Raw genomic sequence first — 25,961 nt, 5'->3', positions numbered from 1 at the left:
AACGCTTCGATGAACACCTATGTGGCGCCGGACCTGGTGGCCGAGATCGCCGCCGGCGGCCGGCCCGTCGTGCTCTTCGGCGCGGGCGACATCGGCGTGCTCGCGCACGAGGCGCTGACCCGGCTCGGCGTGCCCGTCACCTGCTTCGCCGACGGCCGGCAGAGCAAGCAGGGGCAGACCTTGCGCGGCCTGGACATCAGGGCGCCGGAACGGCTGACCGAGCTTCCCGCCGACTCGCACATCTTCCTGTGCGGCAACTATCTGCACACCATGACCGCGCGGCTGCGCGCCATGGGGTTCACCGAGATCCACGACTGTGTCGCGCTGCTCGACGGGTTCGACTTCCGCGGCTCCGACACGGGCATGGACCTGGTGCTGATCGAACGCAAGATCGCGCTGCACAAGCAGGAGTGCCTGAAGGCCAGGCAGTCGGCCGACGACCCGCTCGTCCTGAAGTACCTCGACGTCGTGGTGACCGAGGCGTGCTCGATGAAGTGCCAGGACTGCTCCAACCTGATGCAGTACTACACCAAGCCCCGGCACAGCGACCTCGACCTCCTGGACAGCGCGGTGGACCGCATCGTCGAGGCCATCGACGGGATCTACGAGTTCCGGGTGCTGGGCGGCGAGCCGTTCGTCAACCCGCGCGTGCACCGGGTGATCAGCAAGCTGACCGGCTACGAGCAGGTGCAGAAGGTGGTGATCTACACCAACGCCACCATCGTCCCGCGCGGCGACAACCTCGACTGCCTGCGTCACGACAAGGTCGTCGTGGAGATCACCAACTACGGCGCGCACTCCAGGAAGCACGACGAGCTGGTCGCGACGCTCAAGGAGAACGGCGTCACCCACCTGTCGAAGATCCCCGTCTGGACCGACTCGGGGCGCATCAGGTTCGTCGAGCGCGGCGACGCCGAGCTGGACGATATGTTCCGCAACTGCTGCGTCAACGACGTGCTGACCCTGCTCAACGGCAAGCTCTACCGCTGCCCGTTCTCCGCCAACGGCACCAACCTGGGCGCCATCCCGGAGGACCCGGCCGACGTGGTGGACCTGACGTCCGGCAGGTCGGGGGCCGAGCTGCGGGCCGACCTCCGGCGCCTGTACGGCAGGACGACGCACCTGCGGGCGTGCGGCTACTGCAACGGCCGCGACTACCGCACGCCCAGGATCGAAGCCGCCATCCAGATCCGCAAACCGCTTCCCCTCGTATGAGCCCGCCGGCGGCGAGCGGCGTCAGGGTCGCGGTCTTCCCCATCGACGCCGTCGGTCACGTCAACCCGCTGCTGCCCATCGTGCAGGCCCTCGCCGCGCATCCGGCGGTCGCGCAGGTGCGCAGCTTCGGGGCGGGCTCGCTCGGGCGGGCCTTCACGGCGGCGGGCGCGGGCCACGTCGCCGTCGAGCCCGTGGCTTCGCCACCTCCGCCGGGGGTGTCGGAGCTGGCGTACAAGAGCTTCGTGCTGCCGCTCGCGGTCACCGAGCGGATGACGGCGCGCGTCGCGGAGTTCCGTCCAGACGTCGTGCTGTACGACGTGTTCTGCGTGCACGGGCTGGTCGCCGCGCGGGTCTTCGGCCTGCCGTCGGCGTCGCTGGTCACCTTCCCCGGGTACGGCGCGCTCGGCGAACAGTTCGTGCTCCAGCACACCGGCGACCGGCTCGCTTCGGCCAGCGCGCGCTACCGGGAGTTGTACGGCCTGGACCCGCTGGGCGAGGGGTTCCTGCCCGTGCTCTTCCCGTCGCCGGACCTGTCGATCGTGACGGCGATCGAGTCGCTGTCCAGGCAGCCCGACGCGGCGACGACGCCGAGGCTGCACGCCGCGCTGTCGCGCCACGACGGGACCTGCGCGTTCGTCGGCCCGTCGGTCGGCGAGATCAGAATCGGCTCCGGGCACTCCGGCGAGAGCTTCCCCTACGAGGTCCTGGACGCGGCGCGGCGGGCGGGCCGTTCGATCGTGCTGTTCTCCCTCGGCACCGTGCTGACCGGCTTCAGGCTCCACTCGCCGGTTGGCGGGGCGCCGAGCGGGCGCGCGTACCTGACGGCCCTGCTCCGCCACCTGGTCGGCGCGCTCGGCGACCGCGACGACGTGCTCGTCGTGGCCGCGACGGGCTCCGCGCTCGCCGCCGAGCCGGAGTGGCCGGACAACTTCGTCGTACGGCCCTTCCTCCCGCAACGCGAGATCCTGGACGGGTACGCCGACGCGTTCATCACCCACCACGGCATGAACTCCACCACCGAGAGCATCCTCGCGGGCGTCCCGATGATCTCCGTGCCCGGCGCGGGCGACCAGCTCCCGAACGCCGAGATCGCCATCGCGGGCGGGGCGGCGCTGGCGCTCTGGGACCTGCACGACGTGTACGCCACGCTGACCGCCGACCGGCTGGCCAGGGCCGTGCGGCAGGTGCTGGACGAGCCGTCGTACCGGCAGGCGTGCCTGACACTCAGGGACCGGATGACCGCGGCCGGCGGCGCGCCGCGCGCCGCCCAGCTCGTGGCGTCACTCGCGAGGAGCCGGTTGTGACGCGGCGAGCAGGCGGGCCAGCTCGGGCCGCCGGATCTTGCCCGTCGCGGTCCTGGGGATCGCGTCGAGGCGGACCACCCGGTTCGGCACCACACTCTGGGCGAAGGCGGCGAGCAGATGCGGACGCACGTTGACCGTCTCGGGCGCGTCCCCCGTGTGGACGACCGCGGCGACGATCTCCTCCCCGAGGAATCGGTGCGGGGTCGCCACGCACGCGGCGTCCCGCACGTACGGCACCGACCGCAGCACCTTCTCCATCTCCTCCAGCGACACCGACTCGCCGCCCACCTTGGCGATGTTCTTCAACCGCCCGGTGACGAAGAAGAAGGCCCGGCCCGAGTCGTCGCGCAGCTCGAAGCCGAGGTCCTGCGAGTGGAACCAGCCGCCCTCGAACGCCTCCCGCGTCGCCTCCGGGTTGCCCGCGTAGCCGTTCATGACGTTGTGGCCCCGCATGCAGATCTCGCCGACCTCGCCGGGGGCGGCCCGCCCGCCGTCCCTGGTCAGCACGGCCACCTCGTTGCCGTGCACCGCCACCCCGATCGACGGGACGTCCGCCCCGGTCACGAAGCGCGCGACGTCCTCCTCCGGCAGGCCGGGCGGCATCGTGGTGGAGAAGTTGGTGGTCTCGGTGAGCCCGTACCCCTGAAGGACGCGGGCGCCGAGCCGCTCGCGCACGGCGCGGGCGGTCGCGGTCGGCAGCGGCGCGGCGGCGGAGACGAAGTACTCGAACCCGGCGGGCAGCGAGGGGCGCCGCCACGTGGCCGTCAGCGTCTCCAGGATGCTCGGCACCACGCTGGCGATGCGCGGCCGGTACTCCTCGATGAGGCGCGGGTAGGCGAACGGGTCGAACCTGTCGGCCAGGATGACGTGCGCGCCCGCCATGAACGTGGCCATCAGCGAGAAGTGCACCCCGTTGACGTGGTGCACCGGCAGGCAGCCGAGCAGCCGGTCGCCCGCGGCCAGCCCGTGGTGGCGGCGCACCGCCTCGGCGTTGGACACCACGTTGCGATGCGACTGGGCCACCAGCTTCGAGGCAGCGGTGGAGCCCGACGTGCCGAAGTAGAACACGTCCCCGTCAGCGTTCGCCCTGGACTCCGCGAACGACCCGGCGTCGGGCAGCCCGTACGGCTCCGGAATCGGGATCGCGCCGGCGTAGGCGTCCTCGGGCACGGCGGCGGACCTCAGGACCGCCGTCACCCCGAGCGCCTCCGCCTGCTCGCGCAGCCGCGCCTCGGGATCGGCCGGGCTGAGGAACAGCACCCGATATCCCGCGCGCACCGCCGCGAAAATCGTCACCACCGAAGTCAGCTCGTTCCGCGGAATGAGACCGACCGTTTCGCGGGCGCCCAGCTCGCTTTTCAGCCAGTACGCGAGACGGCGGCTGCAGTCGTCCAGCCGCCGAAAGGAAAGCGTCATCCGCTCACCCGTCACGGCCGGTTCGCCGGTGACGTACGGGGCGTCGGGACGGGCCCGGAGATGCTCGTCGAAAAAGTCGGTGAAGCAGCCGCGCGCAGGCGGGGCGGAGGGGTAACGATGCACGTCGGCCACGGATCATCAGCCCTTGTCGGAAGTGATCGATCGACCGAGGATAACACTGTGGATGAGCTTCATGAAATAGTCACGAGTCTTATCGAGAAAACTCTGGGAATGGGCTTCGGAGAGCTCGGCCCGGACACCGAACTGAACGCCGCGGGGCTCACGTCGCTGCGCATGGTGGAATTGATGACGGAGCTGGAGGAACGCCTTTCCATCGAATTCCCGGACGAAATGATCGAGCCGGGAACGTTCCGCACCGCCCGGTCACTGACCGCCGCGCTGCGCCCCCTCGTCCCCTGACAGGGCTTCTGCCGAGGCCGGAATCCACGGTGTGCGGCATGATCACACACCCCTCGACGGGCGGTCTGCGCCTTGCACGCGCAGTTGCTCGCCGAGTGAGCAACGCCCGCCACCAGGTCGCACGCTCGCCAAGTCAGCGGCGCCCGCCGACGCACGGTAAAGGGAGATCGACGAGAGTGGCCCGTCACACCGGCGGGCCCGCGATGGCCCTAGCATTTCGCAGGTGACCAGCTACGACGATCATGACGCCTTCGAGTACGCGGACTTCTCGGCCCTGCCGCAGCGCCAGCAGCGCATCCTGGCCACGATCCGGGACTGGGTGGCGAAGTACGGCTACCCTCCGAGCACCCGCGAGCTGGGCCAAGCCGTCGGGCTGCGCTCGCCCTCGTCGGTGTCGAAGCACCTGAGGAGCCTGGAGGAGCAGGGCCTGCTGCGCCGGGGCACGACGGTGACCAGGTCGATCGACGTGCGCCCGTTCCTGCGGTCGGCGGAGCGGGAGCGGCCCGCCGACCTGGTGAGCGTGCCGGTGGTCGGCGACATCGCGGCGGGCAGCCCCATCCTGGCCGAGGAGCACCTGGACGAGGCGCTGACGCTGCCGCGCGACCTCACCGGGCGCGGCACCGTGTTCGGCCTGCGGGTCCGGGGCGACTCGATGATCGACGCCGCGATCTGCGACGGCGACATCGTGGTGGTCCGGCAGCAGCCCGAGGCGCACTCGGGTCAGATCGTCGCCGCGATGATCGACGGGGAGGCGACGGTCAAGGTGTACCGGCGGCGCGGCGGGCACGTCCACCTCGAACCCCGCAACCCCGCCTACGACGTCATCGACGGCGACGAGGCCGTGGTGCTGGGCATCGTGGTGTCAGTCCTGCGCAGCGTCTGAAGCGGGGTCTGTGTGGTCACGGGCGTGGCAGGGTGACGGAGGTGCCGCCCGGGAAGGTGACGGCGACCGCGTCGTCCGAGACCCGCACCGTGACGGCCTCGCGCAACGCGCCAGGGTGCACCTCGTCCCCGGACAACACCACCAGGGACACGTGCAGCCCGGGCGTGCCGGCGTGCAGGCAGGGGATCGCCGAGTGCGGCCCGAACGCGTTCGACTCGACCTCCCGCGCCACGCTCACCCCGTCCCACCCGTGCAGGCCGATCAGGGCGGAGGTGAGGCCGTCGGCGCGGCGGGCCAGCGCCCAGCCCTGGCCGGTGACGGTGGCGGGCGGATCGGCGTCGGCGAGGGCGTAGCCGCCTTCGCGTACCGCGCAGCCCTGCCCGTCCGTGATCTCGTGCATGCGCACCTCCCAGGGCCCGTACGCGGCGGAGGTCGTGGTGATCACGGCTCCCGTCCCGGTCTCGTACGAGGACGCGGCGGTCGCGCCGCCGCAGGACAGGGGCCGGATGGCGGTGCGGCGTGAGGGGACGCCGTCCGGTGCGAGGAGGGCGAGGTGGTTGTCGAGGGTACGCGGCCAGGCGTGCTCGGCCGCCTCCGGCCCGGTGCGGGTGGAGTAGGCGAGCTTGGCGTAGTGCGGGTCGTCGGGCGGCGCGCCGTGGTCGCTGCCGTGGTTCAGCAGCCGGACGATCCCGTCGTGACGGGTGCCGTGCAGCAGCAGCCCGGTGGCCGGGATGGCGGCGGTCACGTCGTGCTCGTCGAGGGGCAGCGGCTGCTCGCGTTCGGTCCACACGGGGTGGTCCGGCGGCAGCAGCAGCCCGAGGAAGGCTTTCGAGGCCCAGTACGGCGACGCCGGACCCGAGTAGGCCTGCGTCGAGGGCAGGAACCGCTCGTACCAGCCGAGGGAGAGCAGCCCGTCGGGGGAGGGCACGCCGCGTTCGGCGAAGTGGCGCACGACGGAGGAGGCGAGCTTGCGCGTCTGCCCGGGGCTGAGCGGGGTGGCGTCGGCGAGCGCGCCCAGCCAGACGGGCGCGACGGCGGCGAAGCGGTAGGTGAGCGAGCGGCCCTGGTGGATCGGCGCGCCGTCGGAGCCGAAGAAATGCTGATATGTCTGGAGGAACTCCCGCAGTCGCCCGGCGTAGACCCCGGCCCGCTCGGCGTCCCCCGACATGCGGGTCCACAGCACCGGGTACAGGTGCAGCGCCCAGCCGCAGTAGTAGTCGAAGTTCCTGGAGCCGCCGTCGGTGTACCAGCCGTCGCCGACGTACCAGTCCTCGATCCGCTCCAGGCCGCGGTCGATCTCCCGCTGCTCGTACGGCCCGCCGACGGACTTGAGGAACTCCTCCGTCACCGTCTGGAACAACATCCAGTTGTTGTCCCAGGTCCGCTTGCCGACGAACCCGCCCAGCCAGTCGACCACCCGCTCGCGCACGCCGTCGTCGAGCCGGTCCCACAGCCACGGCCGGGTCTCGTGCAGGCCGATCGCGATCGACGCGGCCTCCACCATCTGCTGCGAGCAGTCGGTCAGCACCGGCCAGGACTCGCCGCTCGACGGGTCGGTGCCCGCGGCGAGCCCTCTGGCGTACCGTTCGACGAGGTGCGGCATGTCCCCGCCCGCGCCCGCGATGCGGAACGCCGCGGCCAGGAACGTCCGCGCGAACCCCTCCAGACCGTCCAGCACCACCCCCGACCAGCTCGCCCGCCCCGGCAGCCGGTACTGCGCCCGCCCGGGGGAGGCGTACGGCGTGACGGACTCCAGCAGGTGGTCGGCCAGGGACTCCCAGTGGGCGCGGGTCCAGCCGGTGCGCGGGGAGAGCACCCGGTCGGACGGCGGGAGCGGAAGGTAGGGAGGGATCATGTTCAGCCTTTCCGGCCCGTGGCCAGTACGGCGGTGTGCGTGCGGCCGGCCGAGCCGGTCAGGGCCACCGTGACCTGGGGGCGGTCGCCCGTCGTCACGGAGACCGTATCGTCGGCCTCGATCAGGTGGTGCGCGGGGTGGGGGAGAGTGATCGTGGCGGTGGTGGTGGTGCGGCTCGGATCGGACACCGCGACTGTGATCCGCCCGGCCGCCCGCCGGATCAGCACCGCGCAAGGAGCCGACGCCGCAACCCCGCCTGCTTCTCCGGGCGTCCAGAAGATCGCCGCGACCAGCTCGCCGCCGCCCACCGAGCGCCCTCGTGCCCGTACGGCCTGCGCGTCGCCCGTGTTGGCGAGGATCTCGACCCCGTCGAAGCCCTCGGTCCGCTCCCGGGTGGCGAGGGGCAGCACGAGGTAGGCGTAGGCGGCGTCGGACGGATCGGGGCCGTGGTCGAACCAGAGGGTGGTGTAGTCGCGGGTCACCGGATCGGCGGTCCCCTTGGTGCTCGGCCCGTCGTTGATCTCCAGCCAGGTGCCGGTACGCCGCTCCCTGAGCGTGCGCGGCACGGACCCCGAGGGGAAGACGTACCCGGCGACGCCGTCGAGGTGGGCCCAGCCGTCGCCGACGGTCAGGGCGGCGGCGGTGGCGCGGTTCTCGACGACGGTCTCGATGGGGCGGCCGTCCGAGCTGGTGATGCCCGCGCCCAGGCAGACGACCGCGTCGTCCAGGCACACCCACGCCTTCCTGGCGGTCAGCGTGGTGCCCGGCGCCGCCAGGTCGAGCCCCGCCACGCCGTACCCGTCGGCGGCGACGCCGCCCGCCCAGGCGTTGGCCGGCCGGAACGTGCCCGTGCCGCCGGACGAGACGGCGGGGTCGCGGCGGCGGGTGTCCACGGTGGTGCCGGCCAGCCGGTGGGAGTCGACCGTCGGCCAATAGCCGTCGCTGTAGTGGCCGAGGTCGAGGTGCAGGTAGGTGGCGCCGTCGCCCTGGTACCAGGCGCGGTAGTTCTCGCCGTTGCCGCACTCGTACATCGCGATCCGCCGCGACGACAGGCTGATCGCGAACGACCAGGACGGGCGGCGGTGCACGACCCTGTCCATGGCGGCGAACACGCGGTGGCCGCGCGGGCGCGGCGCCGCAGCCACCGTGCCGTCGGACAGCAGCGCGGCGGCCCTGGCGGTGGCGGCGACGTCCGCGGCGTCGAGGAAGCGGCCCCGCCGGATCCACCCCTTGGCGAGCTGCCTGAACCGGGTGGAGTAGGGCTCGCCCGCGCCAGAGGCCAGGTGCAGGATCGCGTCCACGGCGTCGCGCCCGGCGTCGTGGTCGCGGTTGAACTGCCGGGACACGGCCCGGCCGCGCACGCTGTCCATCATCAGGCCGTCGTGGATCCACGGGGCGTAGGCGTTCTCGACCGCGTCCAGCACGACGCGTACGGCCGGATCGGTGACCTGCCACGCGCTGCCGCCGAGCAGCCCCAGGACGGTGGCGACCGACTGGAGCAGCACCACCCCGTACGACCCGGTGTAGGCGACCACGTCGTGCTGGACGAACGACCCGTCGGCGTAGAACCCGTCGCCCGAGGTGACGTGGCCGAACAGGGTGTGCCGGCCCGCGTCGCGCGTGTCGGACAGGCCGTCGCGGGCCAGCGCGAGCCTGCCGGAGTCGGCGCCGACGATGCCGCGCAGGGCCACGATGAGCGCCTTGTCGGCCCGGTTGGCGCCGGTCTCCGCGAAGTCGGTGAGGTTGGTCCTGCGGTCGGGGTTCGGGCAGAAGCGGTCCACGGCGCGGATCCAGGCCGACCGCTGCTCGGCGGTGGTCGCGTCGTACATGACGACGGCCGTGTCCATCAGGGCGCGCGGGGCGCCGATCTCCCAGTGCCACCAGTTGCCGGTCTCGCGCCTGCTCTCGTTGTAGGCGCGCTCGTGGAGGAAGTCGAGGCCGCCGAGGATGTCCTGGGCGGCGGACGCGTTCCCGTGCGTGGTGGTGCCGGGGCTGGCCCAGGCGACGGCGAGGGTGCGCAGCCGCTGGTAGCTGCCCGCGATGTCGCCTGACACGCCGGTGAGGGGCAGGTCGGGCCACAGGTGGGTGCGGCCGGCGGACAGGTTCATGGCCGTCCGGTACGCCTGCGCGGCGGCGTCCAGGCGGGACAGGGGAGCGGCGAAGACGGGGTCGGCCGGGTCGATGGGGCCGCCCGTGATCAGGGCGGCGGCCTTGGCGCGCAGCTCGGCGAAGGGGTCGGGGGCCTGAAGCGGCACGCCGAGGAGCGGCGCAGCGGCCAGGCCACCGATGAACGCCCGGCGGCTGGTCACGGCTCGACCAGGCGGGTCAGGTCCGTGCCGGGCTGCGGCAGCCCGAGCGCCGCCACCTGCGCGAGGTACTCGTCCGTGATCGGCGCGCCCCACCGCCGCCAGAAGGCGGTCAGGTCGGCGCGGGCGATCCTGGAGGTGTAGAGCGCGAGATAGCCCCAGCGCTTGGCCGACTCGGTGTAGTCGGAGGCGGGCCGCTCGGCGCGCACCAGGCGGTGCAGCCGGGGGTGGAAGTCCTCGCCGAAGGCCAGTTCGAGCTGACGGAACGGGACGAGCTTCTCGTAGGCGCCCAGCTTGAGGTAGTCGGCGGCGGGGAGCTTGGCCAGGGCGGAGGCGAACGCGCCGTTCGTGACGAGGTTGGACGGCTGGCCGAGGGTGCGCTGGGCGGCCAGGGAGTAGATGTTGACGGTGACCTCGGTGAGGTCGTTCGGCTTGTAGGCCATCTGCTGGTGCTGGTGGCCGAGCTCGTGGTAGACGCCCCAGCCCCTGGTGCGCAGGCCCTCCACGGTGATGAGGCGGTCGAGGTAGGTGCGCGGGTAGGCGGTCCAGCCGTGCGTGGCGTACGCTCCGGCGCCCGCGGGCATCCTGGGGGCCTCGACGAGGTGGAAGGGCAGCGGGGAACGTTCCGAGCGGGAGAGCCCGGAGATCGCGGCGTGCGAGGCGATGATGGTTTCGAGGAGCCGGAGCAGGGCGGCGTGGTCCTGGTCGCGCCAGGCGAGCGCGCCGTCGCGGGTGACCGTCACGATGGCGCGCCCGGACACCAGCTCGACCTGGGGCGCGCCGGTGAGCGTGTCGAGCTGCCGCTGGAAGTCGTCCGCGCCGGTCTCGCCCAGCCGGAACGTGGGGACGCGCACCCCGCCGGAGCGGAACCTGACCCTGGCGCGCTGCCCGTCACCGATGAGCGACAGGTAGACCAGGCCTCCGCCGGGGTCCGTGACGGTGTTGGGCCCGGCGGCCAGCGGGTAGGCGCGCGGGTTCTTGTACGCGACGTCGGCGTGGGTGTCGGGCGCCCCGACGTGCAGGGTGGGCAGGAGCCCGTCGGGCGCGGCCACCTCGACGGTCAGCGGGGCGCCGGCGGGCAGGTGCACGCCGGTGGGGTGGAAGTCGGTGGTCCTGAGCGCCTGCTGGAGCCGGAGGCGCTCGTCCTCCGCGCCCGGCCTGGCCCTGAGAGCGAACGTGCGGGAGACACCAGAGGCGAGGGCGGGCCTGGCGAGTAAGAGGGCCGCGCCCGCGCCGCCCGCGACAAGGAGGGATCTGCGACTGAGGGGGGTCATGGGAGGGAGTTTGTAAGCGCTTTCTACGACGGTCAAGGGCTTACCGGATCTTTCTACGGCTTTCTGTCCCGCTTCTACCGGCGGATTCGCACCGGAAGGGGGTAAGCGCTTGCTACCGCAGGGGCGCGACCGACGCCCGGACCACGATGTTCGTGCCCACCACGGCCGTCGTCTGCACGGGCGACAGGTAGTCGTTGTCCTCCGCGACGTCCAGCCCGACGCGCACCGCCTGGCGCCCCATCTCCTCCAGCGGGATGCGCACCGTGGTGAGCTGCGGCCGGAGCTCCTGCGCGATGGGCACGTCGTCGTACCCCACCACCGACATCTGCTCGGGCACGGACACCCCGGCCAGCTCCAGCGCCTGCATCGCGCCCGCCGCGACGGTGTCGTTGGCGCAGAACACGGCGGTGAAGTCGAGCGGATCGGCCAGCAGCGCCCGCATGCGGTCGTAGCCGAACCTGCGGTTGAGCTGGCCGGTGTGGATGAGGGCCTTGTCCTGGGGCAGGCCGCGGAAGCGCAGCGCGCGCCGGTGCCCGGCGAGCCGGGCGACGGTGGTCGACAGGTGCGGCGGCCCGCCCAGGAAGACGATCCGCCGGTGCCCCTGGGTGATGAGGTAGTCGGTGATGGCGAAGGCGCCGCCCTCGTTGTCGTACTCGACGGTCCTGGTCGGCACGTCCTCGCCGAGGGAGGGGCGCCCGCACAGCACGAGCGTGGAGCCGCTGGCGTGCAGCGCGCGCGCCCTGCGCGCGACCTGCGCGGCGTAGGAGCGGTCCTCGTAGGCGCCGCCGACCAGGATCACCGCGTCGGCGCGCTGCTCGTGCAGCAGGTCGATCAGCGCCAGCTCCTGCTCGTGGCTGCCGTGCGTGCAGGAGACCATGCACAGCCTGCCGTGCTTGGTGGCCTCGCGCTCGACCCCCCGGGCGATGTAGGCGTAGAAGGGGTCGATCAGGTCGCTGATGATGATGCCGACGGTCCTGTTGGTGGCTCCCGCCAGGGCTCTGGCGTGCGCGTTGGCGACGTACCCGAGGTCGGCGATGGCCTGCTCGACCCGCTCCCTGGTCGCGGCCGAGACGGGGTAGTTGCCGTTGATCACCCGGGAGACGGTGGCGCTGGAGACCCCGGCGCGCGCCGCCACATCGGCCATGGTCGCCAGGCTCTGCTCGGTCACGTCCCCTCCTTTCCGTGGCTGACGATCATGCCATCCGGTCGAGCTCGGCACGACGGATCTCGTGGAGCAGCGGCTCGCCGGCGGTGTACCGGGCGATCTCCGCGAGCGTCGACTCGGCCAGCCGCGTCAGCTCGTTGCCCTGGGCACCGGCGAGGTGCGGGGTGACGAACGCGTTGGGCAGGTCGAACAGCGGATGACCGGCCGGCAGCGGCTCCGGGTCGCTGACATCAAGTATCGCGTCCAGCCGGCCGCTGCGTACCTCCTTGACCAGTGCCTCGGTGTCGATCAGCCCGCCGCGCGCGGTGTTGACGACCACCGCGCCGTCCCTGAGCAGCGACAGCCTCCTGGCGTCCAGCATCCGGTACGTCTCGCGCGTCTCCGGCGCGTGCAGACTGACCACGTGCGACCGTTCGGCCAGCGTGTCGAGGTCCACGGCGGCGCCGCCGAGCGCGGCGATCTCCTCTGCCCCGGCGTACGGGTCGTACACCAGCACCTCGGCGTCGAGCCCGCGCAGCAGCTCCATGACCCTGCGCCCGATCCGGGACAGCCCGATCAGCCCGACCGTGATGCCCCGCGTGCCGAGCCAGGGCAGGCCGCTGAAGTCGCGCCGGTCCCCCGACTCGCGGTAGCGGTGGGCGAGGGTGAAGGCGCGCTTGGCGCCGAAGACGATGGCGGCGTAGGCGAACTCGGCGACGGGCACCGCGTTGGCGTCGGCGGCGCTGGTCACCCGCACGCCGCGGTCGAGCACCTCGGGGTCGAGGAAGGTCTTCACGGTGCCGGCGGCGTGCGCGATGAGGCGCAGGCCGGGCGCCCGGTCGAGCAGGTCGGCGCCGATCCTCGGGCAGCCCCAGCCGGTGACGAGGACCTCCGCGCCGGCCATCGCGCGCAGCGCGCCGGCCGAGCTGGTCTCGTGCAGCACCTGGTCGTGCACCTCGGCCAGGTCGGCGAGCCTGCGCAGCGTCGCGTGCCCGAACACCTCCTCTCGGACTCCTGGCGCCATCGCGAGGACGGCACGGGGTCTGAGCCGGGCTTGCGGAGGTTTCACCGGCAGCCTCTCTGATAGTAAGCGCGTTCTATGCATCGAGGTGGCACGTTAGGACTTCACCTGCGGAAAGGTCAAGCAGATAGGGGAGAAATCGGACTAATTTCCGGTGTAGGTCTTGACGAGAGCGAAAGCGCTTACTAATTTCCTCGCCAACCGGAAGGACCCAGCGCATGACCGCTACCCTCGACGCTCCCCCGACCGCGTCCGCCTCCGAGCGGCGACAGGCGCCACGCAAGCCGCCGCTGTGGCGCCGCGTCTGGCGCGACCGGGTGATGCTCCTGCTGGCGCTGCCCGGGCTGCTCTATTTCCTGGTCTTCCACTACGGGCCGCTGTTCGGCTACGTGGTCGCGTTCAAGGACTATCAGCCCTACATCGGGTTCGTGGACAGCCCCTGGGTGGGGCTGCAGAACTTCGCCAGTGTCTTCGGCGACCCGGGCGTCTGGAACGCCCTGGGCAACACGCTCAAGATCACCCTGACCCAGCTCGTGCTGTTCTTCCCCGCGCCGATCGCGCTCGCGCTGCTGCTCAACAGCGTGCTCAACGACAAGGTGCGCAGGTTCGTGCAGAGCGTGGTCTACCTCCCGCACTTCATCGGCTGGGTGATCATCGTCTCGGTGTTCCAGCAGATACTCGGCGGCGTGGGCGCGCTGCCCACGTTCCTGGAGAGCGTCGGGCTGCCGCGCTACGACATGATGACCGACCCGGATGTCTTCCCGCTGCTGGTGACGTTGCAGGTCATCTGGAAGGACGCGGGCTGGGCCACGATCATCTTCCTGGCCGCGCTGCTCTCCATCGACCAGGGCCTGTACGAGGCGGCGGCCATGGACGGGGCGGGCCGGTGGCGCCGTCTCTGGCACGTCACGCTGCCCGGCATCACGCCGATCATCATCCTGTTGCTCATCCTCAACCTCGGCAGCATCCTGTCGGTCGGCTTCGAGCAGATCCTGCTCCAGCGCGACAACGTCGGCCCCGACGCGGGGGAGGTGCTCGACACCTTCGTCTACTTCAACGGCGTCAAGGACGGCCAGTGGGGCGCAGCCGCCGCGGTCGGCCTGGTCAAGACCATCGTCGGCACCGCGCTGGTGCTCGGCGCGAACAAGGTGGCCCATCTGCTCGGCCACGAGGGGGTGTACCGCGGTGCCGACAAGTAGCCGCTCCGACCTGCGGCCCGCCTGGATGGAGCGGCCCTCGACGCCCGGCCTGATCGTCAAGGGGGTGATCCTCACCGCCGTCGTGCTGCTGGTCGCCTACCCGTTCGTCGGCGTGATCGGCACCAGCCTCTCGACGGAGAGCGACATCGCCAGGAGCGGCGGGTTCGTCCTGTTCCCCACCTCACCCAGCCTGTCGGCCTACTCGACCATCTTCAACGGCGGCACCGTCACGCGGGCGCTGCTCGTCAGCGTGCTGGTGACGGTGATCGGCACCTGCGCCAGCATGCTGGCGACGATCGGCATGGCGTACGGGCTGAGCCGCCGCGAGGTGACAGGCTCCCGCTGGATCCTCCTGGTGGCCCTGCTCACCATGCTCTTCAACCCCGGCCTGATCGCCAACTTCCTGCTGGTCAAGCAGGTCGGGCTGATCGACTCCTTCGGCGCGCTGATCCTGCCCAGCCTGGTCAGCGCGTTCAACCTGGTCGTGCTCCGCTCGTTCTTCATGGGCCTGCCGCGCGAGCTGCTGGAGAGCGCGCGCATCGACGGAGCCGGCGACTTCGGCATCCTCGTCAGGATCGTGCTGCCGCTGTCGAAGGCGGTGCTCGCGGTCATCTCGCTCTTCTACGCCGTCGGCTACTGGAACGCCTTCTTCAACGCCCTGCTCTACCTCAACGACTCGGACAAGTTCCCGCTCCCGCTCATCCTGCGCACCTTCGTCCTGCAAGGCAGGACGCTGGAGACCCTGGCCGCCGCCGAGGCGCCCGCACCGGTGCAGGCGATCCAGATGGCCGTGCTCGTGGTGGCGATCGTGCCGATCCTGCTCGTCTACCCCTTCCTCCAGCGCTACTTCACCAAGGGTGTGCTCACCGGCGCCATCAAGGGCTGAACCCCCCGACCTCCAAGGAAAGCTCCCCATGAGAGAACTCGTGTCCCGCCGCGGCTTCCTGCGCCTCGGCGCCGCCGCGGCCGCCTCCACCGTGCTGGCGGCCTGCGGCGACGGCTCGCCCGCCCCCGCCGCCAAGGCCCAGGGCCTGACGATCAAGCTGCCCACGTACACGCCGCTGACCAGCGCACTCACCCCCGACCTGCCCGGCGACGCCACCGGCGTGCCCGAGGGGTACTTCACCTACCCCAAGGAGCTGTTCAAGGCCGTGGCCAAGCCGCCCATGTCGGGCGGCAAGGTGTCGATCGCGGTGCAGACGTTCTCGCCGCCCCCGCCCGGCCGCGCGGACAACCCCGCCTGGCAGGAGGTCGAGAAGCGCCTCGGCGGCACCGCCGACATGCAGCCGGTCACCTCCGACGACTGGCCGACCAAGTTCAACACCATGGTCGCCGGCGGCACCCTGCCCGACCTGTTCACCTACGTCTCCACGCAGGGCGTCAACAACCTGCCCGCGTTCGTCGCCAGCCAGTGCACCGACCTGACGGCGCTGCTCGGCGGCGACGCGGCCAAGGAGTACCCGAACCTGGCGGCGATCCCGCAGGTGTTCTGGAAGCAGGGCATCGTCGGCGGCAAGCTCTACGGCATCCCCGTTCCCCGCAACCTGGTCGGCGGCCTCGGCTTCTACCGGGCCGACATGTTCGCCGAGGCGGGCGTCACCGACGCGGCGCAGATCACCGACCTGGACCGGCTGTTCGAGCTGCTCAAGGAGGTCACCAGGCCCAAGGACAACCAATACGGCGTGGTGACCCAGACCGGCGGCGTCTACGGGCTGTCGATCTTCGCCCAGCTCTTCGGCACGCCCAACGCCTGGCGGCTGGAGAACGGCAAGCTCGTCCACCAGATCGAGACCGAGGAGTACAGGGCCGCCGTCGAGTTCGTGCGCAAGCTGCGCGAGGCGGGCATCATCTATCCCGGCTCCGAAGGCTTCGACGGGCTCAAGCGCAAGAACGAGTTCAACGCGGGCCGCGCGGCGCTCGTCTACGACGGGCTGCCCGCCTACCTCGGCCCCACCGGCTACCTGCAGACCTCCAGGAAGATCGACCCGAAGGCCGACCCCAGGCCGATGATCCCCATCGGCCAGGCCGCCAAGGCGCACCTCAACAACATCGTCGTCTCGATCACCATGATGAGGAAGAGCGACGAGACCCGCGCCAAGGAGCTGCTGCGGGTGGCCGACTTCTTCGCCTCGCCGTTCGGCAGCGAGGAGTACACCCTGCTCAACTACGGCGTCGAGGGCACCGACCACACGCGCGACGACAAGGGCAACCCCGTGCTGACCGAGCAGGGCAGCAGGGACACCACGGTGCCGTGGAAGATGGTCGCCGCGCCCACCCAGCCGCTGTTCGACTCCTCCTCGGCGGACGCCGTGAAGACCATGCACGAGGCGATCAGCAAGATGATCGCCGTCGGCGTCGAAGATCCGACCGTGGGGTCGTACTCGCCGGCCAACGAGAACAGCTACGAGTCGCTCTACACCATGCGCACCGACCGCGTGACCTCCATCGTGGCGGGCCGCGCCCCCGTCAGGGACCTCGACCAGCTCGTCAAGGACTGGCGGGCCAAGGGCGGCGACAAGGCGCGCGCCGAGTTCGAGCAGGCACTCGCCCAGTCGCCGAAGGTGGGCTGACCGTTGCGCAGTAAGCTCGCCGCCCTGGCCGCCGCCGCGCTGCTCAGCACGGCCGCCGCCGCCCCCGCTGAGCCCGCGCCCGGCGCCCCCGGCTTGGGCGACCCGCTGTTCCCGACCCTCGGCAACGGCGGTTACGACGTCCGCCACTACGACGTCTCCTTCGACTTCACCCCGGTCACCTACGACTTCTCCGGCACGGTCGCGTTCACCGCGAAGGCCACCCAGGCGCTGTCGTCCTTCAACCTGGACACCGACGGGCACGTCATCGAGTCGGTCACCGTCAACGGCGAGCCCGCCGCCTGGTCGCTGTCCCCCGGCCAGAGCGGGCAGGAGCTGACCGTCACCCCGGCCGCGCCGCTGCGCGAGCACGTGCCGTTCGAGGCGGAGGTGCGCTTCCACGGCAACGGCAAGGCGCCGCGCGCCGGCCTGACCGGCTGGCGCTTCGGCCCCGACGGCGGTTTCGCCGCCGCCGCGCAGTCCAGCCGCGCCGACACGTTCTTCCCCGTCAACGACCACCCCTCCGACAAGGCCACCTGGACCTTCCGCGTCACCGCGCCGGAGGGGTACGTCGCCACCGCCAACGGCGAACTGGCGAGCAGGCGGGGGAACGTGTGGCGGTTCGAGGAGCGCGAGCCGATGGCGTCGGAGCTGATCGGCCTGGCCGTGGTGAAGGGCGCCTACCTCTACGGCGAGGGCCCGCACGGCCTGCCGTTACGTCACGTCGTCCCGCAGGGCCAGGAGGAGCGCTACGGCCCGATCGCCGCCGAGACCGGCGCGCAGATCGCCTGGGCGGAGGCGAGGTTCGGCCGCTTCCCGTTCTCCACCTACGGCATCCACATCTACCCCGGATACAGTGACGCGCTGGAGAACCAGACGCTGTCGCTGTTCGGCACCGGCTGGTTCAACGGGGCCACCTACTCCAACACGATGGTGCACGAGCTGGTCCACCAGTGGTTCGGCGACTCCGTCACGCCCGCCACCTGGCAGGACGCCTGGCTGAACGAGGGACCGGCCGTCTACTACGCCGCCCTGTGGGCCGAGGAGCACGGCGGCCAGCCGATGCTGGAGCGGATGCGCACCGTGTACGGCAAGCTCGACGCGGTCCGCGCCAAGGACGGCCCGCCCGGCAAGCCCAAGGCGCTGGGCGGCTACAACATCTACGACGGCGGCGCCCTCGTCCTGTACGCGCTGCGCACCGAGGTCGGCGACGCCGCCTTCGACCGGATCATGCGCAGGTGGGTGCAGCGGCACAAGGACGGCAACGCCTCCACCGAGGACTTCATCGCCCACGCCGCCGCCACCACGCACCGGCCCGACCTGGACCCCTTCCTCCGCGCCTGGCTCTACGGCGCCCAGAACCCGCCGCTGGAGGGCATGTGAACAGCGCGATCGCCTTGGTCCTGCTGCTGTCCATGACCCCGGCGGCGGCACCAGGACCCAAGGTCTACTACGCCGCTCCCGACGGCCGCTCCGCCGCCTGCAGCCGCCCGAACCCGTGCTCGCTGGAGGCCGCCAGGGACAAGATCCGCCAGGCCGTCGCCGATGGGATGGACCGCGACGTCGAGGTCCGGCTCGCCGGCGGCCGATACGCGCTGACGGAACCGCTGGTCCTTGACGAGCGGGACTCCGGGCCCGGAAGCACGGACGGCCCGGACGGCCCGGACGGCGAGGACGGCGCGGGCGGCGCGGGCGGCGCGGGCAGCCACACGGTGACCTGGGCCGCCGCGCCCGGGGCCAGGCCGGTCCTGACCGGCGGCGTGCCCATCACCGGCTGGCAGCGCCAGGGCCGCTTCCAGGTGGCTCCCGTGCCCGAGGGCGTGGAACCGCGCCAGCTCTTCATCGGCGGCACCCGGGCCACCCGCGCCCGCGGCGCCTCCTGCCCGGCCTCCGTCTGCGACGCGACCACGACAGGGATGACCGGCGCGATCGCGAGCGGCGTGGCGGGCTGGCAGGACGCGCCGGAGGCCGAGGCGGTCATCAAGGTCAGGTGGCGCAACTACCGCTGCCGGATCGACCACGTGGACGGGGACACGATCACCTTCGTGCAGCCGTGCTGGACGAACTCCGCGAGCGGCACCGGCCGCACCGGCCCCGCCTGGGACACCACGACCGTGGACTCCTCCCGCTACGCGGGCGTCGCCTTCTTCGAGAACGCCCGCGAGCTGCTCGACGAGCCGGGCGAGTTCGTCTACGACCGTACGGACCGGACCATCACGTACCTGCCCAGACCGGGAGAGAACCTCGCCGAGGCCGTCGTCCCCTCGACGGAGACGCTGCTGCGGATCGACGGCGCGAGCCGCGTCAGGATCGCGGGCCTGGGCTTCGAGCACGCCGCCTACCACCAGCCCGGCACCGATGAAGGCTACGCGGGCACCCAGGCGGGGCTCACGCTGACCGGCGCGACCGGCCCCGAGGACCACGCGGGCCGCTACTACACCAAGCCCGCCGCGGCCGTCGTCGTGAACGGCGGCAGGGACGTGACGATCACCGGCGCCGCCTTCGCGCACCTCGGCGGCGCGGGCGTGATCCTGCAAGCGGGCACCAAGGACTCGGCGGTCACCGGCTCGACGTTCACCGACCTGTCGTCCGGCGCGGTCTACGTCGGCGACACCGAGCCCAACCCGCCGGCCGAGCTGCGCGGCGAGCGCAACACCGTGGCCCGCAACACGATCTCCCTGGCCGGCGGGGAGTTCACCGACGCGGTCGGGATCTGGGCCGGTTACGAGACGGGCCTGCGCGTGGACCACAACACGCTGGAGCGGCTGCCGTACTCGGGCATCTCCGTCGGCTGGGGCTGGAACCAGCCCGTCGCGCAGACCCCGGACATGCGCGACAACCAGGTGACGAACAACCGGATCGTGGACGCCATGCTGGTCGCCGACCAGCAGCACGACGGCGGCTCCATCTACACGCAGGGCCCGCAGCCCGGCACGGTGATCTCCGGCAACTACGTCAACCGGTCCGCGTACGGCAACACCGAGCGCGACGGCAACGGCGTCTACCTGGACGAGCAGAGCTCCCACATCAGGGTCGAGGGCAACGTGATCACCCGGGTCGGCTACAAGTGGATCTCCAACTGGGCCGGCTACGGCATCGAGAACCTCGCCACGGGCAACTGGACCGACACCACCGCGCCCGCGCTGTCGGGCCGCGGCTCCCAGCAGGTGGACAACTTCACGGCGCTGGAGTCGCTGCCCGAGGCCGCGCTGCGGGTCGCCGCCGCGGCGGGCGCCCGGCCGGGTCCGGTGGAGCAGCTCGCACCCGACCTGGCCAGAGCGGGCACCGCCACCCAGTCCGCCACCGAGGGAACGGGCGTCGCAAGCCTCGCCATCGACGGCTCCACCGTCACCGACACCAGGACCACCTCGGCGGCGGGCTCATGGTGGCAGGTGGACCTCGGCGAGGTACGCGCGATCGGCACGGTCGAGCTGTGGAACGACGCGAGCATGACCACGGCCGACGTCCAGGTGCTGGTCTCGCGCACGCCGGACTTCGCCGGCGCGACCGTGGTGCCGCTGGCGGGCAAGGTGCTGCGCCCGTCACTGGTTCCGGTGGACGCAGCGGGCCGGTACGTACGGATACAGCGCACCGGAACGGGACGGATCGGGCTCGCCGGAGTCGCGGTCCATGAGAGGGACAGGACATGAGCTGGTTCACCGAGGCCCGGTTCGGGCTGTTCATCCACTGGGGGATCTACGCCGCCGCCGCGCGGCACGAGTGGGTGCGCTCGTACGAGCGGCTCACCGAGGAGCAGTACCGCCGCTACTTCGAGCACTTCGACCCCGACCTCTACGACCCCCGGGTCTGGGCGGAGGAGGCCGTTAACGCGGGCATGAAGTACGCCGTGGTGACCAGCAAGCACCACGACGGGTTCTGCCTGTGGGACTCGGACCTGACCGACTACAAGGCGCGGCGCGACCTGCTCGCCCCGATGCTCGACGCGTTCAGGGAGCGGGGCCTGCGCACCGGCCTGTACTACTCGCTGCTCGACTGGCACCACCCGGACTTCCCCAACGACCTCTACCACCCGCAGCGGGACGAGGACCTGGGCGAGCGCGACATGACGAAATATGCGGACTACCTGCACGGCCAGGTCCGCGAGCTGCTCACCCGCTACGGCGACATCGACACGATGTGGTTCGACTTCTCCTACGAGGGCCGCGGCTTCGGCGCCAAGGGCCCGCGCGAATGGCGCTCGGAGAAGCTGGAGCGGATGGTCCGCGAGCTGCGTCCCGGCATCCTCGTCAACAACCGGCTGGGCCTCGGCACCGGCGACTTCACCACCCCGGAGCAGGTCATGCCGCCCGGCGGGGTGCCCGGCCACACCGCGTGGGAGTCCTGCCAGACGCTCAACGGAAGCTGGGGCTACCACCGCGACAACCAGGACTGGAAGCCGGTGGACCTGCTGGTCAAGATGCTCGTCGACACCGTCTCCAAGGGCGGCAACATGCTGCTCAACGTGGGCCCGAACGCGCGCGGCGAGTTCGAGCCGCGGGCCGTCGAGCGGCTGCGCGGCATCGGGCGGTGGATGCGCCTGCACTCCCGCTCGATCCACGGCGCGGGCGCCTCGGCGTACGAGCCGCCGCAGGACTGCCGCTACACGCAGCGCGGCGACCGCCTCTACCTGCACCTGCTGTCGTGGCCGATGAAGTACGTGCACCTCGCCGGGCTCGGCGGCAGGGTGAAGTACGCCCAGTTCCTGCACGACGCCTCCGAGGTGCCCATGATCACGATCGATCCCGAGGAGCCGTTCCACCACTACCTGCGCGGCCTGCCGGAGGACACGCTGACCCTGCAGCTCCCCATCACCCGCCCGGACGTCACCGTCCCGGTGGTGGAGCTGTTCCTGGCCTGAGCGGCGCCTCTCAGACGACGGGGGCGGGCAGCAGCTTGCCGAACGGGACGGCGCGCAGCGCCCGCAGGCGCTCGACGGCCTGCGGGTGCCCGTGGTCGGCGGCGAGTTTGTAGTAGAACCTGGCGATGTCCTGCTTGGCCTGGCCGCGCTGCTCGTAGTCCTGCCCGTAGCCGAAGCACCGGCGGGCCGCGAACTCCACCGGCCGGGCGGCGGCCGCGAACGCTTCCGCGTCCGGGTGCCGCTCTCGCCGCGCGGTGTGCAGCCAGTAGCCGGCCTCCGCGTTCTCCCCGGTCAGCGTCTTGATGACGGCCAGGCGGAAGGCGGACTCCACGTCGCCGTCGCCCGCCAGCCGGACCAGGCGTGCGACGGTCCTGGTGGTACGCCGCTCGGCCTCGTCGGCGGGCGTCCCGTAGAGGTCGTAGGAGCCGATGGCGTGGGCGCGTTCGTTCCTGGCGGCGAGCCAGCGGGCCTGCCACTGGGCGACGCTGCCGAGCGCGTCCGTGGGCAGGCCGGTCAGCTCGGCGTGGCGGCGGCAGACCATCACGAAGGAGGCGACGAGCTGCCAGTCGGGCAGGCGTTCGCGCTTGCCGTTGAGTATGTCGTTGAGCGTGCTCTCCGGCAGCTCCTTGGGGACGTCGCCGGCGCGTGACAACCGCTTCATCTGGGAGTAGGGCGGCTGGCCTGCCGCTTCCCGCAGCTCCTTGAGCGCGGCGATGAATTCTGAACGGGCTCCTGCCCTATGAGTGTCAGCCATCATCCTTGATGATCGATTCTGAGAATTTGGTCTGGTGCCGCCATGCTTCCAGAAGAGATTTCACGATAGACGCCACTTCGCAGATCCCATCTCATCCGGTATCGCAGGTCACATCAGCTGATCGTCTGCCCATCCGACCCAAGAGCGGCACCGCACCGAGATTTCCGGATTAATCCGGACGAGTCCGGACGGGATCGGAGGGCCGCCGGATTGTTTCGGCCTTGTTCGGCCCCGTCCGAGCATGTTTGGAGCGCTGGCAGGAGGCGTTCACCAGACCGCAAGGTGGCCGCATCCAACACCTCCGAGGGGACAACCACCTTGTTCACCACGCGCCAGCTCCTCACGCTCACCCTGTCGATCATGATCGCCGCGATCACCTGCGCCCTCGTCCTGGCCTCCGGCGCCCACTGGCCGGGCGCCCTGCTCAGCGGCGGCGGCGCGGGCGGCGCGACGCTCGCCGCCCTGCCCAGGCTGCTGAGCAGGCGCGACTCATAGCCGTAACAAACGGGCCGAAAAGCCGCCGATCCCGAGGGGCGGAACGGGCCACGCCGCCCCGCGGGCGTCCCCTATGATGCTTGCCCTGATCAGCTGATGCCTGCGCGAGCGGGATTCGCGTTCTCGCCGTTTCCCGCGAGGCGCCGGTCCCGGCAGAGGAGACGAGCGCGTCGCCGTGGTACCCCATGAATGATCCTGAGCTGCGGTTCTCGGTGCTCGGCCCCGTCCGGGCGTGGCGGGACGACGCCGAGGTGGACGTCGGCTCGCCGCAGCAGCGGCTGGTCCTGGCGGTGCTGCTGGTGGCCGGCGGCAGGGTGGTCGCCCAGGACCAGTTGCTCGACGCCATCTGGGGCGAGGCGCGCCCGCGCAGCGCCGTCGGCACCCTGCGCACCTACGTCTCCCGGCTGCGCTCCGCACTCGGCCCGGACGCGATCTCCTCCGTCGGCAGCGGCTACGCGCTCACCGCCGGCGTCTGCGACCTCGCCGTCCTGGACGAGCTGGCGCGCGAGGGACGGCACGGCGAGGCGCTGGCGCTGTGGCAGGGCGAGCCGCTGACCGGCCTGGACGGCGGATACGCGCACGCCCAGCGGGCGCGGCTGGCGGAGCGGCGGCTCACGCTGCTGGAACGCAGGCTCGGCGAGGACGTCGAGCAGGGCAGGCACGCGGAGGTCGTCGCCGAGCTCACCTCGCTCTGCGCGGAGCACCCGGTCAGAGAACGGATGGCCGGCCTGCTGATGCTGGCGCTGTACCGCTCAGGCAGGCAGGCCGAGGCGATCGGCGTGTTCACCGACCTCAGGAAGCTGCTGGCCGAGGAGCTGGGCGTCGACCCGTCGCCGGAGCTGGCGGAGCTGTACCGGCGGATCATCTCCGCCGACCCCGCGCTCGGCGCCGAACCGGAGGGGACGGGCAAGGCCGCGACGCCGGTGCCGCGTCAGCTTCCCGCCGACATGACGGACTTCACCGGCCGGGAGCCGGACGTCGAGCAGGTGAAACGGGCCCTCCAGGAGGGCAACGGCTCGGCGCTGGTCATCTCGGCCGTGGCCGGCGCCGGCGGCATGGGCAAGACCACGCTGGCCGTGCACGTCGCGCACCGGCTGGCCGCCGCCTACCCCGACGGCCAGCTCTTCGTGGACCTCCAGGGCGCGGGCCCCCGCCCGCTGGCGCCGGAGGCCGTGCTCGGCGGGTTCCTGCGCGCGCTCGGCGCCGACATGGCCGCGCTGCCCGAGGAGCTGGACGAGCGGGCCGCGCTCTACCGCTCGCTGCTGGCCGAGCGGCGGGTGCTCGTCCTGCTCGACAACGCGGCGAGCGCGGGACAGGTGCGCCCGCTGCTGCCGGGCACCGCCGGATGCGCGGTGCTGGTGACCAGCCGGGCCAGGCTGTCGGCGCTCTCCGGCGCGCGCCACCTCGGCCTGGAGGCGATGCGCCCGGAGGAGGCGCTGGAACTGCTGGCCAAAGTGGTGGGGCAGGAACGGGTGGCCGCCGAGCGGGAGGCGGCGCACGAGCTGATGCGGGCCTGCGGATACCTGCCGCTCGCGATCAGGATCGTGGCCTCGCGGCTGGCGGCGCGCCCCGGCTGGAGCCTGGCCAGGATGCTCGACCGGATGGCCGACGAGCGGCGCCGCCTCGCCGAGTTACGCGTGGACGACCTGGCCGTGGAGGCCACGTTCGCCCTCGGCTACGACCAGCTCGACGAGGCGCACGCGGCGGCGTTCCGGCTGCTGGCGGTGCCCAACGCGGCCGACCTGCCCGCACCCGCCGCGGCGGCCGTGCTGGACGTCACGGAGGCCGAGGCGGAGGAGCTCTGCGAGGCGCTGGTGAACGTGCACCTGATGGAGTCGCCCGCGCCCGGCCGCTACCGCCACCACGACCTGCTCAAGCTCTACGCCCGCTCCCGCCTGGACGGCGAGGAGCCCAGACGCCAGGCCCTCGACCGGCTGCTCGGCCACTACCTGGCGGCCATGGCCTGGCTCGTGGACGTGATGTACCCCGGCGACCCGGTGCTCGACTACGTCAAGACGACCGCGCCCCGCCCGTCGTTCGCCGACCTCGACGCCGCCATCGAGTGGGGGCAGGCCGAGGAGGAAGGCATGCTCGGCTGCCTCCACCAGATCGCCGACACCCCGGGCACCGCGCTGCACGACGCCGTGTCGCTGCTCGACATGATGACCCTCGTCTTCGACTTCGAGTCCAGCCCCAGCGGCTACGAGCGGGTCGTCGAGCGGCTCGCCGCCGCCGCCGCGGAACGCGGCGAATGGACCGCCGAGGCGCACGCCCGCCGCAAGCGCGGCGAGATCCTCTACGCCCGCCGGGACACCGAGGCGGCCGAGGCCGAGGCCAGAGCCGTGCGCGACCGCGCCGACGCCCGCCCGGCGGACCACGCCTGCGCGGTCAACGTCCTGGCCATGCTCGCCCACGACAGGCGCGCCTACGACGAGGCGATCGCCATGTACAACGAGACCCTCGCCACCTGGCGCACCCTCGGCCACCGCTCCGAGGAGGCCATCCTCATGGGCAACCTGGCGCTCGTACTCGCCGAGGCCGGGCGGGGCGAGGAAGGGGTGGAGGTCGGGGAGCGGGCCGTCGCCATCACCCGCGAGCTGGGCGGCGGCCGGCCCAACCCGCAGATCCTCTACCAGCTCGCCGTCGCACTCGGCTCCGCCGGCCGCCACCAGGAGGCCCTCACCCGCTTCGGCGAGGGCCGCGCCGAGTTCCAGCGGCTCAGGCAGCACGCCTGGGAGGGGCTGACCCTGCGCAGGATGGCCGAGACCTACCTCCTCATGGGGCGTCCCGACCGGGCCGTGGATCATGCCGAGGAGTCGCTGGCCATGCTGCACGAGGCCGACCAGGGGTGGATGCGCGGCAAGGCACTCGCCGTACTCGGCCGGGCCCTCCACGGCCTCGGCCGCCGCAGCCGGGCCACGGCCTGCTTGACGGGCGCGCTCGCGATCATGGAGCGGCAGGGCTCGCCCGACGCCGCCGACGTCCGCACCCTCCTGACCACCCTCAACCCCCCGACCGACCCACCCTGACCCGCCCACCACACGCCTCGACCGCCCCTCCGGCCGCACACCCTGCCGGACCTCCCGCCGCACGCCCCGCCACGCCTGTGTTCGGAGCTGCCGCCCGCCTTGGCCCGCGCCCCCGGGCGGCGGGTCGTGCACCCAGCCGCGCGCCGTGCCGCGTCGCCCCGTGCGCCGGGTGCCGTGCGCCGGGTGCCGGGTGCCGGGCGTCGCTTGGCGTGCTGCCCCCT

19 protein-coding genes are annotated in these 25,961 nt (G+C 71.9%); 12 read left to right on the top strand and 7 right to left on the bottom strand.

Translation table 11 applies throughout. The features are described from left to right. Nucleotides 1-9: 9 nt before the first annotated feature. The gene (locus ABD331_RS10040; RefSeq protein ID WP_344472918.1) at nt 10-1,215 is read left to right on the top strand and encodes a radical SAM protein; all 1,206 of its coding nucleotides are present in this window, start codon (nt 10-12) and stop codon (nt 1,213-1,215) included. Then, on the top strand, nt 1,212-2,519 hold the full coding sequence (locus tag ABD331_RS10035; protein WP_344472917.1) for a nucleotide disphospho-sugar-binding domain-containing protein: 1,308 nt from the start codon (nt 1,212-1,214) through the stop codon (nt 2,517-2,519). The genes ABD331_RS10040 and ABD331_RS10035 overlap by 4 nt, the downstream gene beginning before the upstream one ends. Here the strand turns inward: ABD331_RS10035 and ABD331_RS10030 are convergent. Further along, the gene (locus tag ABD331_RS10030) at nt 2,496-4,058 is read right to left on the bottom strand and encodes a class I adenylate-forming enzyme family protein (protein ID WP_344473402.1); all 1,563 of its coding nucleotides are present in this window, start codon (nt 4,056-4,058) and stop codon (nt 2,496-2,498) included. The genes ABD331_RS10035 and ABD331_RS10030 overlap by 24 nt on opposite strands. Before the next feature lie 57 nt (nt 4,059-4,115). Between ABD331_RS10030 and ABD331_RS10025 the strand changes: the two genes are divergently transcribed. Next, on the top strand, nt 4,116-4,355 hold the full coding sequence (locus tag ABD331_RS10025; protein ID WP_344472915.1) for a phosphopantetheine-binding protein: 240 nt from the start codon (nt 4,116-4,118) through the stop codon (nt 4,353-4,355). Nucleotides 4,356-4,578: 223 nt separating this feature from the next. Continuing rightward, complete coding sequence (gene lexA / locus ABD331_RS10020) at nt 4,579-5,238, top strand: transcriptional repressor LexA (RefSeq protein WP_344472913.1); 660 nt, start codon at nt 4,579-4,581, stop codon at nt 5,236-5,238. Between the two features lie 16 nt (nt 5,239-5,254). Here the strand turns inward: lexA and ABD331_RS10015 are convergent, their stop codons facing one another. The 5 genes from ABD331_RS10015 to ABD331_RS09995 form a co-directional block, all read right to left on the bottom strand. Next, nucleotides 5,255-7,093: a DUF2264 domain-containing protein gene (locus ABD331_RS10015; RefSeq protein WP_344472911.1), complete on the bottom strand. Its 1,839-nt coding sequence runs from the start codon at nt 7,091-7,093 to the stop codon at nt 5,255-5,257. A gap of 2 nt (nt 7,094-7,095) precedes the next feature. Then, nucleotides 7,096-9,402 carry a polysaccharide lyase 8 family protein gene (locus ABD331_RS10010; protein WP_344472908.1) on the bottom strand — a complete coding sequence of 769 codons (2,307 nt, stop codon included), beginning with the start codon at nt 9,400-9,402 and terminating at the stop codon, nt 7,096-7,098. Further along, nucleotides 9,399-10,673 (bottom strand): M60 family metallopeptidase, encoded by a 1,275-nt coding sequence (locus ABD331_RS10005; protein ID WP_344472907.1) that lies wholly within the window; start codon nt 10,671-10,673, stop codon nt 9,399-9,401. The genes ABD331_RS10010 and ABD331_RS10005 overlap by 4 nt, the downstream gene beginning before the upstream one ends. Before the next feature lie 112 nt (nt 10,674-10,785). Further along, nucleotides 10,786-11,841, bottom strand: a complete 1,056-nt coding sequence (locus ABD331_RS10000; RefSeq protein ID WP_344472905.1) for a LacI family DNA-binding transcriptional regulator — start codon at nt 11,839-11,841, stop codon at nt 10,786-10,788. Between the two features lie 25 nt (nt 11,842-11,866). After that, on the bottom strand, nt 11,867-12,841 hold the full coding sequence (locus ABD331_RS09995; protein ID WP_344472904.1) for a hydroxyacid dehydrogenase: 975 nt from the start codon (nt 12,839-12,841) through the stop codon (nt 11,867-11,869). Nucleotides 12,842-13,056: 215 nt separating this feature from the next. On the opposite strand from ABD331_RS09995, the gene ABD331_RS09990 reads away from it, so the two are divergent. The 6 genes from ABD331_RS09990 to ABD331_RS09965 are packed head-to-tail and all read left to right on the top strand — an operon-like array spanning nt 13,057 to nt 21,462. Next, entirely contained in the window at nt 13,057-14,037 is a 981-nt protein-coding gene (locus ABD331_RS09990; protein WP_344472902.1) for an ABC transporter permease, read from the top strand. Then, nucleotides 14,024-14,923: a carbohydrate ABC transporter permease gene (locus ABD331_RS09985; RefSeq protein ID WP_344472900.1), complete on the top strand. Its 900-nt coding sequence runs from the start codon at nt 14,024-14,026 to the stop codon at nt 14,921-14,923. The genes ABD331_RS09990 and ABD331_RS09985 overlap by 14 nt, the downstream gene beginning before the upstream one ends. Before the next feature lie 28 nt (nt 14,924-14,951). After that, on the top strand, nt 14,952-16,607 hold the full coding sequence (locus tag ABD331_RS09980) for an extracellular solute-binding protein (RefSeq protein ID WP_344472897.1): 1,656 nt from the start codon (nt 14,952-14,954) through the stop codon (nt 16,605-16,607). A 3-nt stretch (nt 16,608-16,610) separates the two neighbouring features. Beyond that, the gene (locus ABD331_RS09975; protein ID WP_344472896.1) at nt 16,611-17,987 is read left to right on the top strand and encodes a M1 family metallopeptidase; all 1,377 of its coding nucleotides are present in this window, start codon (nt 16,611-16,613) and stop codon (nt 17,985-17,987) included. After that, nucleotides 17,984-20,254 (top strand): right-handed parallel beta-helix repeat-containing protein, encoded by a 2,271-nt coding sequence (locus ABD331_RS09970; protein ID WP_344472894.1) that lies wholly within the window; start codon nt 17,984-17,986, stop codon nt 20,252-20,254. Before ABD331_RS09975 ends, ABD331_RS09970 begins: the two co-directional genes overlap by 4 nt. After that, entirely contained in the window at nt 20,251-21,462 is a 1,212-nt protein-coding gene (locus ABD331_RS09965) for an alpha-L-fucosidase (protein WP_344472892.1), read from the top strand. The genes ABD331_RS09970 and ABD331_RS09965 overlap by 4 nt, the downstream gene beginning before the upstream one ends. A gap of 10 nt (nt 21,463-21,472) precedes the next feature. Here the strand turns inward: ABD331_RS09965 and ABD331_RS09960 are convergent, their stop codons facing one another. Next, a complete protein-coding gene (locus ABD331_RS09960) occupies nt 21,473-22,216 on the bottom strand; it encodes a hypothetical protein (protein ID WP_344472890.1) in 744 nt (247 codons plus the stop codon). A gap of 318 nt (nt 22,217-22,534) precedes the next feature. Between ABD331_RS09960 and ABD331_RS09955 the strand changes: the two genes are divergently transcribed. Together ABD331_RS09955 and ABD331_RS09950 are read left to right on the top strand one after the other, a co-directional pair. After that, nucleotides 22,535-22,711, top strand: a complete 177-nt coding sequence (locus tag ABD331_RS09955; protein WP_344472889.1) for a hypothetical protein — start codon at nt 22,535-22,537, stop codon at nt 22,709-22,711. 185 nt (nt 22,712-22,896) lie between these two features. Next, a complete protein-coding gene (locus ABD331_RS09950; RefSeq protein WP_344472888.1) occupies nt 22,897-25,740 on the top strand; it encodes an AfsR/SARP family transcriptional regulator in 2,844 nt (947 codons plus the stop codon). Nucleotides 25,741-25,961 lie beyond the last annotated feature (221 nt).

This window comes from Nonomuraea monospora (genome assembly GCF_039531895.1).
Classification (GTDB): Bacteria; Actinomycetota; Actinomycetes; order Streptosporangiales; family Streptosporangiaceae; genus Nonomuraea; species Nonomuraea monospora.
The sequence above is the reverse complement of the archived record's forward strand: the minus strand, read 5'-3'. Positions and strand labels throughout refer to the sequence as shown.

What these genes read in the sequence shown, in the direction of transcription:
- ABD331_RS10040 (WP_344472918.1), top strand. Translation starts at nt 10, where the DNA reads ATGAACACCTATGTGGCGCCGGACCTGGTGGCCGAGATCGCCGCCGGC.
- ABD331_RS10035 (WP_344472917.1), top strand. Translation starts at nt 1,212, where the DNA reads ATGAGCCCGCCGGCGGCGAGCGGCGTCAGGGTCGCGGTCTTCCCCATC.
- ABD331_RS10015 (WP_344472911.1), bottom strand. Translation starts at nt 7,093, where the DNA reads ATGATCCCTCCCTACCTTCCGCTCCCGCCGTCCGACCGGGTGCTCTCC.
- ABD331_RS10005 (WP_344472907.1), bottom strand. Translation starts at nt 10,673, where the DNA reads ATGACCCCCCTCAGTCGCAGATCCCTCCTTGTCGCGGGCGGCGCGGGC.
- ABD331_RS09995 (WP_344472904.1), bottom strand. Translation starts at nt 12,841, where the DNA reads ATGGCGCCAGGAGTCCGAGAGGAGGTGTTCGGGCACGCGACGCTGCGC.
- ABD331_RS09990 (WP_344472902.1), top strand. Translation starts at nt 13,057, where the DNA reads ATGACCGCTACCCTCGACGCTCCCCCGACCGCGTCCGCCTCCGAGCGG.
- ABD331_RS09980 (WP_344472897.1), top strand. Translation starts at nt 14,952, where the DNA reads ATGAGAGAACTCGTGTCCCGCCGCGGCTTCCTGCGCCTCGGCGCCGCC.
- ABD331_RS09965 (WP_344472892.1), top strand. Translation starts at nt 20,251, where the DNA reads ATGAGCTGGTTCACCGAGGCCCGGTTCGGGCTGTTCATCCACTGGGGG.
- ABD331_RS09960 (WP_344472890.1), bottom strand. Translation starts at nt 22,216, where the DNA reads ATGGCTGACACTCATAGGGCAGGAGCCCGTTCAGAATTCATCGCCGCG.
- ABD331_RS09950 (WP_344472888.1), top strand. Translation starts at nt 22,897, where the DNA reads ATGAATGATCCTGAGCTGCGGTTCTCGGTGCTCGGCCCCGTCCGGGCG.